Source organism: Blattabacterium cuenoti, assembly GCF_014251275.1.
GTDB classification, from domain to species: domain Bacteria; phylum Bacteroidota; class Bacteroidia; order Flavobacteriales; family Blattabacteriaceae; genus Blattabacterium; species Blattabacterium cuenoti_AG.
Genome location: NZ_CP059183.1, coordinates 322,701 through 332,500, shown reverse-complemented (window position 1 = coordinate 332,500; position 9,800 = coordinate 322,701). Strand labels below are relative to the sequence as shown.

Sequence of the window (9,800 nt, the reverse complement as noted above, 5' to 3'; positions counted from 1 at the left end):
TATGCATTCCTTTTGCATCATCATCAACATAAATATTTGCAGCTAATGGTTCTATACCTTGAGATACTCCTCCAGCTAATTTTGCAGAACTCCTATTAGGAGCAATTGCCATTAAAGTTAAATTTCTTCTTCCAGTACCTAAATTCCATTCTGGTTCTCCATATTCTTTAGCTAAATATTTAGTTGCTTTTTGAGTTCCTATTTTAATATTATTAAATATATCATGTGTTAAAATTTCAGATTTAGACGAGATAAAAGGTATCATATTAGATTGTAAATAAGAATGCCATCCTAAAGCTCCTAACCCCAATGCTCTGCTTTTTTCGGCAAATCTTACTGCATCTTCTATCCCTTTTATATTTTTTCCTTTATTAATAAATTCTTGTAAAACAGCATCTAAAAATAAAATAGAATAAAAAACAGTATTTGTATTTTTCCATTCAAAATATTTTGATAAATTTAAAGAAGACAAACAACATACAAGAGTATGATTCTCATCTGTAGGCAACATAATTTCCGAACATAAATTGCTATGATTAATTTTTAATCCATGTTTTTTCCAATTTTTTGGAGTATTTTTATTAGCATTATCTTTAAAAAAGATATAAGGTTCTCCAGTTTTTACTCTTTCTTTAAGAGTGTTAATCCACAAAGTTCTTTCATCACTATTATTATTTAGCACTTTGAGGACATTGCGTGGTGGGTAGTTTGACTGGGGTGGTCGCCTCCAAAAAGGTAACGGAGGCTCCCAAAGGTACCCTCAACACGTTTGGTAATCGTGTGAAGAGTGTAATGGCATAAGGGTGCTTGACTGTGAGACTGACAAGTCGATCAGGTACGAAAGTAGGGCATAGTGATCCGGTGGTTCCGAATGGAAGGGCCATCGCTCAAAGGATAAAAGGTACTCCGGGGATAACAGGCTAGTCTCCCCCAAGAGCTCACATCGACGGGGAGGTTCGGCACCTCGATGTCGGCTCGTCACATCCTGGGGCTGAAGAAGGTCCCAAGGGTTGGGCTGTTCGCCCATTAAAGTGGCACGCGAGCTGGGTTCAGAACGTCGTGAGACAGTTCGGTCTCTATCTATTGCGAGCGTTAGAAGCTTGAGTGGACCTGATTCTAGTACGAGAGGACCGAATTGGACGAACCTCTGGTGTATCAGTTGTGTCGCCAGATGCATCGCTGAGTAGCTAAGTTCGGAAAAGATAAGCACTGAAAGCATATAAGTGCGAAGCTTACCACAAGATTAGGCTTCTTTTTTAAGGGTCGTTGAAGATTACAACGTTGATAGGCTATAAGTGTACAGATAGTAATATCATAAGCTGAGTAGTACTAATTACCCGTAGGCTTTTTGTACATTTCTCTTTTTTTTTTATGTATTATTTTATTTTGTTATTAATTTTTATTTTTTTTTAATTAATTTTGACTTTTATTTATATTTATAAAATTTATAAAATGGGTGGTTATAGCAATGTGGGTCAACCTCTTCCCATTCCGAACAGAGAAGTTAAACACATTAGCGCTGATGGTACTGGGTTAACCGGAAGAGTAAGTCGCTGCCCATTTTTTTTTATTATTTTTATATTTAATTTTAATTTATATTAGTGTTAGTATATTTTTATAATATACTTTCTGAATATAAATCTCTGTTTTTTGTATCTGCTCTAATAATACTTTCACTTCTATAATAGTAAAGACTTTTTAATCCTATTCTCCAAGCTTCTAAATGAACATTATTAATATATTTTGCTGGAGCATTTTGATGAAATGATAAATTGATACTTTGACCTTGATCAATATATTTTTGTCTTATACTTGCTTGTTTTATTAATTTTAGTTGATCAATTTCTTTAAAACATCTAAAAATTTCTTTTTGTTTTTCACTTATAATTTCAGATGACAACCCTAAACAAGATCCTTTTTCATTTGCTATTTGTTCCCATACTTCTGAAACGTTATATCCATTTTTTTCTAAAACACTTTCTAAATGTGTATTTTTTCTAATATGCATTCCTTTTGCATCATCATCAACATAAATATTTGCAGCTAATGGTTCTATACCTTGAGATACTCCTCCAGCTAATTTTGCAGAACTCCTATTAGGAGCAATTGCCATTAAAGTTAAATTTCTTCTTCCAGTACCTAAATTCCATTCTGGTTCTCCATATTCTTTAGCTAAATATTTAGTTGCTTTTTGAGTTCCTATTTTAATATTATTAAATATATCATGTGTTAAAATTTCAGATTTAGACGAGATAAAAGGTATCATATTAGATTGTAAATAAGAATGCCATCCTAAAGCTCCTAACCCCAATGCTCTGCTTTTTTCGGCAAATCTTACTGCATCTTCTATCCCTTTTATATTTTTTCCTTTATTAATAAATTCTTGTAAAACAGCATCTAAAAATAAAATAGAATAAAAAACAGTATTTGTATTTTTCCATTCAAAATATTTTGATAAATTTAAAGAAGACAAACAACATACAAGAGTATGATTCTCATCTGTAGGCAACATAATTTCCGAACATAAATTGCTATGATTAATTTTTAATCCATGTTTTTTCCAATTTTTTGGAGTATTTTTATTAGCATTATCTTTAAAAAAGATATAAGGTTCTCCAGTTTTTACTCTTTCTTTAAGAGTGTTAATCCACAAAGTTCTTTCATCACTATTATTATTTAGCACTTTTTCCATAAAATAATTAGAAATTATTACTCCTTGATGAATATTATGGCATTGCCTATTAATATCTCCTTTGGGTTCTCTTATTTTCAAAAATTCTTGATATTCTTGGTGTTCTATATCCAAATAAATTGCTACTGCACCTCTTCTTGTTCTTCCTTGTTTGCTAGCTATTATAGTACTGTCATATGATTTAATAAAAGGTATAATACCATCTGAATTACCTAGAGTTCCACTTTTTATAGATTTTCCAATGGGTCTAATTAAACTAAAATCATAAGAAGTTCCTCCACCATGTTTACTTAATATTGCCATTTCTAAGTTTTTTCTATATATATCGTACATACTATCACCTACTCTACTAGAAAAACAACTTATTGGCAAACCTTTTTCAGTCCCAAGATTTACCATAACTGGAGTAGAAGGAATTAACCATCCTTTCCAAAAAATATTAAAAAACTTATTTTCTATTGTAGGTTTATTAAGAATTTTAGAAGCATTAATTGCTAATCTTTTGTAAGCATTAAATGGAGTCTCACCATCCAATAAATATCCTCCTTTAATTGTAGTTAGATATAATTCATTATTAGCCCATACAGGAAAGTCCTTGCCAACTTTCCATCCTTCTTTTTCTGCAATCGGGTGTGTTTCCAATGTTGACATAAAATAAAAACTATTTTTTTTTCTCTTTTTCTATTTTTTCTTTCAATTTAGCTAAACCTTTAATATCTCCAAGTGTAGATCTCTCAAATTTTATATTTCTTACACGTTTCTCTTTTTTATGCTTATGGTAATTTTTGTTTTTATTGCAATAAACAGACTTATGAGATACAACAATTTTTTTAGTATCTTTGTTAAATTCAATTATTTTAAAATCAGATTTATCATCTTTTTTAAGAAAACTACCATCTTTTTTCTCTAAAAAACGAAGTGGAGAAAATGCTTCTACAGTTTGATCTTTTGAAAATTTTATATAAGCCCCTTTATCAAAGGTATTAGATACAATCCCATTATGTATGCTATTAACGACATATAATTTTTCATATTTATACCATGGATTTTCCATCAATTGTTTATGTCCCAAATTTAATTTCCTTGTATGAACATCAACAGATAAAACAATTACTTCTAATTCACTGTTAATATTACAAAATTCAGAAGGATGTTTTATCTTTTTTGTCCAAGATAAATCATTAGTATAAACAATTCCAGATATACCTTTTTCCAATTCTACGAATACACCAAAATTAGTAATCTTTTTTATTATCCCTTTGTGCTTAGATTTTACAGGATATTTATTTATTATATCAATCCAAGGATCTATAGTAAGTTGCTTAACACTTAAAGACATTTTTCTTTCTTTTCTGTCTATAGTTAATATAACTGCTTTTAATTCGTCACCTATTTGTACAAAATCTTGAGGAGAAGATAAATCAGAAGACCAAGACATTTCGCTAATATGCAATAATGCTTCTACTCCTGGTATAATTTCAATAAAAGCCCCATAATCAGCTAATACACTAACTTTTCCTTTTACTACATTACCTTCTTTCAATTTTTTATCTAATGTTTCCCATGGATGAGGTTGTAATTGTTTTAATCCTAATTGAACACGATTTTTTTCTTTATCTATTCCTAATACAACAAATTTTAGTTCTTGTTCTAATTGAACTATTTCTGTAGGATGATTAATATGTGGCCAACTCATATCCGTAATATGAAGTAATGCATCTACTCCACCTAAATCTACAAATGCTCCATAAGGAAGAATATTTTTTATTTTTCCTTCTAATACTTGTCCTTTATCTAGTTTTGATATCATTTCTTTTCTTTGTTCTTCAATATCCCTTTCTATCAATACTTTATGGGATACAACTACATTTTTTGTTTTATGATTAATTTTTACTACTTTTACTTCCATAGTTTTTCCTACGTAAATATCATAATCTCTAACTGGTTTTACGTTAATATGAGAACCAGGCAGAAAACACTCTATATCGAATATTTCTACAATAAGTCCTCCTTTAGTTCTTGCAGATACATAACCTAATATTACTTTTGAATTATTATATGATTCATTGATTTTTTCCCAGTTTCTAAGCATATTTGCTTTTTTATATGAAAGGATGCATTGTCCCTTATAATCTATTTTTACAACCATTACTTCTAACTCATCTCCTACTTTAATTGAAGAATTTTCTTTAAACTCACTAATTGGGATAAGACCTTCTGCTTTAAAACCAATATCTACAAGTACTACCTTACATGATATCCTAGTTATAATTCCACTGTACACTTCTAATTCTTGTATATTTGGAAGTGTTTTTGAATATACTTCTTCAAGTTTTTTTCTTTCATACTGTCCAATAACAATATTATTTAGATTTATATTAGGCCAATCAAAATCTATGTCAATTTTTTTCCTAGAATTTTCTTTTTTTTCATGATTTATAGTAATTCCAGTTTTTATTTTCTCATTTTCAGTTTGATTAGACATAATATAATATTTTTTTTATTTAAAAATTAAGAATAAAAAACAGATAAAATAATTTTATTTGTTCAGTATTTTAATGAAAAAAAAAGATGTTACAAAACTAACTATTTTTTCAGTAACTTTTCTATTACTAATTCAAATAAAATGTACCTCATTATTGATACAGAGACGACAGGACTCCCCGTGTCTTATAATTTACCTATTTACAATACTGACAATTGGCCTAGAATTGTACAATTCTCTTGGCAAGTTTATGATGTTATGGGAAATATAATAGAATTCGAAAATTATATTATAAAACCAGAAAATTATGATATTCCTTTTAATGCATTCAAAATTCATGGAATTACTAATGATATAGCCGATGAATTTGGACATAATTTAAATTTTGTACTTTCTAAATTTAGAAAATACGTTGAAAAATCAACATGTATAGTTGGACATAATATAGATTATGATATAAAAGTTATTCAATGCGAATATTTTAGAAAAAACAAAGATATTTATTTGAAAAATAAGAAAATCTTAGATACCAAGATACTATCAATGTCTTATTGTAAACTTAAAAGAACACAAAAAAAATTTAAATGGCCTACGTTATCTGAATTATACCAAAAGCTTTTCAATGAAAAGTTTTCAAATTCACATAATTCTTATTATGATGTAATATCTACTTCTAGATGTTTTTTAGAACTATTACGTATAGGAATAATATCTCATAAAGAAGTAGGGATAGAAGAGAAAATTATAAATAAATTCAAAAATAAACATGAATGTACAATTCCTTTATATACTACATTATTCAAAAATAAGTATAAAAATCCTTATTTACTTTTAAATTTAAAAAAGAAAAATACAATAATAAAATATGGGTATGGGATAAAAAAAACTTTTTCAAAAGAAGAAAAAAAAGAATTTGATAGAAAAAAATATTCTCAAATCCATAATCATACTCACTTCTCTATTTTACATTCAACAATAAATATAAAATCTTTAATTAATAAGGCAATTAGTTTTAATATGCCAGCTGTAGGAATTACAGATTATGGAAATCTTATGGGCTCTTTTTATTTTTTAAATGCTATTAATAGAATAAATGAAAAATATCATCCTTATAAATCAATAAAAGGAATTGTCGGATGTGAAATATTTATTTCAGAAAACTACTCAAAAAAAAAATTTACAAAAGAAGTCCCAGACAAGAGATATCAACAAGTTTTTTTATCTAAAAACAAAAAAGGATTTAGAAATCTATCTAAACTTTGTTCTATAGGATTTACAGAAGGATTATATTCAGGAATACCAAGAATTGGAAAAAAAATAATAGAAAATTATAAAGATAACTTAATCGCTCTTACTGGAGATATTAATGCAGAAATCCCTTATACTATATTAAATTATGGAGAGAGAAAAGCAGAAAAGGTTTTTTTATGGTGGAAAGAATTATTTGAAGATGATTTTTACGTTGAATTATTACGTCACGGATTAAAAGAAGAAAATTATGTTAATGATATTCTTATTAAATTTTCAATAAGACATAATGTAAAATACATTATACAGAATAATGTATTTTATTTGGAAAAAAAAGAATCTAATGTTCATGATATTTTACTATGTATAAAAAATGGAGTTAAGCAATCTACTCCTATAGGAAAAGGAGTAGGATATAGATCAGGTTTTCCTAATAATGAATATTATTTTAAAAGTTCAGAAGAAATGAAAGATCTTTTTTCAGACTTTCCAGAATCTTTTGATTTTCTAAATGAATTAATAAGTAAAATAGAAGTTTATAATATATCTATATCTAAATCTAATAATATATCACTACCAAAATTTAAAATTTCAAATAATTTAGATTTAGTAAATACAATAGATGAAGAACATAAAGCAGAAAATAATTTTTTGAAAAAAATTACTTATGAAGGAGCTAAAAAACGATACAAAAATATCACTTATGAAGTGAAAAATAGAATCCATTTCGAATTGGGAATAATAGAGAAAATTAAATATCCTGGATATTTTCTACTTGTTAGGAGTTTAATATTACAAGCTAAAAAAATGAATATTACAGTTGGTCCCGGAAGAGGATCAGTAGCTGGATCAGTAGTAGCATATTGTATAGGGATTACCAACATAGATCCAATAAAATACCATTTGCTTTTTGAACGATTTTTAAATCCTGATAGAATAAATTTACCGGATATAGATATTGATTTTGACGATGTAGGACGAGAAAAAATTATTGAATGGATTGTAAAAAAATATGGTAAAAACAGAGTAGCACAAATTATAACTTATTCTACTATGGGAGCAAAAACATCTATTCGTGATGTAGGACGAGTTTTAGGCCTTTCTTTGAAAGAAACCGACAAAATAGCTAAAATGGTTCCAAATACAATGTCTTTGAAAAATTTATTTTCAGAAGATTATTCATTTGTAAAAATGAAAAGAGAAGAAATAAATAATATATATAAACTTAAAAAATTATTCAATCATCCTTCAAATTTATCAGGTAAAGTGTTAAAAAAGGCACTTTCATTAGAAGGGACTATTAGGAGTACAGGAATTCATGCTTGTGGAATTATTATTACTCCTTATGACATAATAGAATATATTCCTGTTTCTATTTCAAAAGATTCCAATTTATTACTGACACAATATGATTCTATTGCAGTTGAACTTATAGGACTGTTAAAAATAGATTTATTAGGACTAAAAACTTTAACAATTATAAAAAATACAGTAACAAATATTAAAAATAGCACAAATATTTCGGATATTTCATTTTCTATAGAAGATGTAAATACTTTAAATCTTTTTAAAAAAGGAAAAACAATAGGAATATTTCAATATGAATCTCTAGGTATGCGAAAATATTTAAGAAAATTAAAACCTGATAAATTCAATGATATAATAGCAATGAATGCTTTATATAGGCCAGGACCTATGAAATATATTCCAAATTTTATATCTAGAAAACATGGAAAAGAATTAATAAATTATGATTTTCCAGAAATGAAAGAAATTTTGATAGAAACATATGGAATAACAATATATCAAGAACAAGTGATGTTAATTGCTCAAAAACTAGCAAATTTTAGTAAAGGAGAAGCAGATGTATTGAGAAAAGCTATGGGTAAAAAACAAAAAGATATTCTTGATAAAATGAAATCAAAATTTATTTATCAAGCTATAAATAAAGGATATAATAAAAACATTTTAGAAAAAATATGGAAAGATTGGGAATATTTTTCTTGTTATGCATTTAATAAATCTCATGCTACTTGTTATGCTTATATAGCATTCAAAACTGCTTATTTAAAAGTCCATTTTCCATGTGAATATATGGCATCTGTATTAAGTAATAATATGAATAATATTAAGAATTTAACTTTCTTTATAGAAGAGTGCAAAAACATGAAAATATCTGTTATAGGGCCAGATATAAATGAAAGTTGTTCTTCTTTTAAAATAACTGGAAAAAATATTATACGATTTGGTCTTTCTGGAATAAAAGGTGTAGGTAAAAATGCTGTAAAAGTAATTCTTGATGATAGAATAAAAAATGGATCATTTTTATCTATTTTTGATTTAGTTAAGAGAGTTGACTTACGAGTAGTAAACAAAAAAACTTTAGAAAATTTAATTTTATCAGGATCACTAGATTCTTTTTGTGTTAGTAGAGAACAATATTTTAAAATACAAAGTGATGAAAAATTGAATACTTTGGAAAAAATTATTCGATTTGAATCAAAATACAAATCAAAAACTAAAAATAAAAAAAATAATATAACTATTAGTTATGATTTACTAAAAAGTAACAATAATAGTACTGATAAATGGAGTAATATATATAAATTATCTAAAGAAAAAGAAGTATTAGGTATATATGCATCTTCTCATCCTTTAGATGAATTTTACTATGAAAAAAAATATCTTACTAATTTTAGTATAGAAAAATTTAAAGAAAGAAAATATATTAGTTCTATGTTGGGAAAAAGAGTCTATATATGTGGAATTATATCTTCAATAGAAAAAAGTTCATATAGTGGTATTAAATACGGAATTTTTATTTTAGAAGATTACCATGGTTCTAAGGAATTTAGAATTTATGGAAAAACATATTCAAAATATGAATCTCTTTTATTTAAAAATAATCTTTTATACTTATGTATTTCTATAGATAAATCACGATACAAAGAATATAAAACTAGTATATTGTATATGTATAATTTGAGTACTATATTAACTAGTTTAGTAACTAAACTAGTTATAAAAATTAATCTAAAAAATTTAGACAATATTCTAATAAAAAATCTTGAAGAATTGTTTTCTAAAAAAATTGGAAATAAAAATATAGAAATTGTATTATATGAAAAAGAAAATAATATATTATTGAATTTTAAATCAGATAAATACAAAGTTAATATAGATTCAATTTTCTTAAAAACATTGGAAAAAATAGAAGGTGTAGATTTTTGTTTAAATTAAGTATATGTAAAAGTAGTTTAAAGACTTTGTTAAATTTGTATTTGATGAATATAATAAAAATTTGTATGTTATATAATATACTATTATTTTTTTTACATTACAATTGCAAAAAAATTCATTTAGTTAGTGTTGTTT

Annotated in this window: 3 protein-coding genes, 1 rRNA gene, 1 pseudogene and 2 other annotated features (1 of these 7 only partly in view); of the genes and pseudogenes, 2 read left to right on the top strand and 3 right to left on the bottom strand. The window is 26.3% G+C overall.

What is annotated here, in order from left to right; all coding sequences use genetic code 11:
* Nucleotides 1-610 (bottom strand): annotated as a pseudogene (locus H0H76_RS01540) (ribonucleoside-diphosphate reductase subunit alpha); its annotated part reaches 386 nt to the left of the window's first position; the annotation flags it as partial.
* Nucleotides 597-1,085 (top strand) — a sequence feature (23S ribosomal RNA rRNA prediction is too short). Its footprint overlaps the pseudogene before it by 14 nt.
* Nucleotides 1,086-1,090: 5 nt before the next feature.
* Nucleotides 1,091-1,341, top strand: a sequence feature (23S ribosomal RNA rRNA prediction is too short).
* Between the two features lie 111 nt (nucleotides 1,342-1,452).
* Here H0H76_RS01540 and rrf point away from each other — a divergent pair.
* Nucleotides 1,453-1,562 (top strand): 5S ribosomal RNA (rrf, locus tag H0H76_RS01535).
* Between the two features lie 53 nt (nucleotides 1,563-1,615).
* Here rrf and H0H76_RS01530 read toward each other — a convergent pair.
* Together H0H76_RS01530 and rpsA are read right to left on the bottom strand one after the other, a co-directional pair.
* Nucleotides 1,616-3,343: a ribonucleoside-diphosphate reductase subunit alpha gene (locus H0H76_RS01530; RefSeq protein ID WP_238783856.1), complete on the bottom strand. Its 1,728-nt coding sequence runs from the start codon at nucleotides 3,341-3,343 to the stop codon at nucleotides 1,616-1,618.
* 10 nt (nucleotides 3,344-3,353) lie between these two features.
* The gene (rpsA, locus tag H0H76_RS01525; protein ID WP_185855300.1) at nucleotides 3,354-5,177 is read right to left on the bottom strand and encodes a 30S ribosomal protein S1; all 1,824 of its coding nucleotides are present in this window, start codon (nucleotides 5,175-5,177) and stop codon (nucleotides 3,354-3,356) included.
* Between the two features lie 141 nt (nucleotides 5,178-5,318).
* Between rpsA and dnaE the strand changes: the two genes are divergently transcribed.
* Nucleotides 5,319-9,665 (top strand): DNA polymerase III subunit alpha, encoded by a 4,347-nt coding sequence (gene dnaE, locus H0H76_RS01520; RefSeq protein ID WP_185855299.1) that lies wholly within the window; start codon nucleotides 5,319-5,321, stop codon nucleotides 9,663-9,665.
* Nucleotides 9,666-9,800: the final 135 nt, after the last annotated feature.

Coding starts and splice junctions, on each gene's coding strand:
- rpsA (WP_185855300.1), bottom strand. CDS start 5,177: ATGTCTAATCAAACTGAAAATGAGAAAATAAAAACTGGAATTACTATA.
- H0H76_RS01530 (WP_238783856.1), bottom strand. CDS start 3,343: ATGTCAACATTGGAAACACACCCGATTGCAGAAAAAGAAGGATGGAAA.
- dnaE (WP_185855299.1), top strand. CDS start 5,319: ATGTACCTCATTATTGATACAGAGACGACAGGACTCCCCGTGTCTTAT.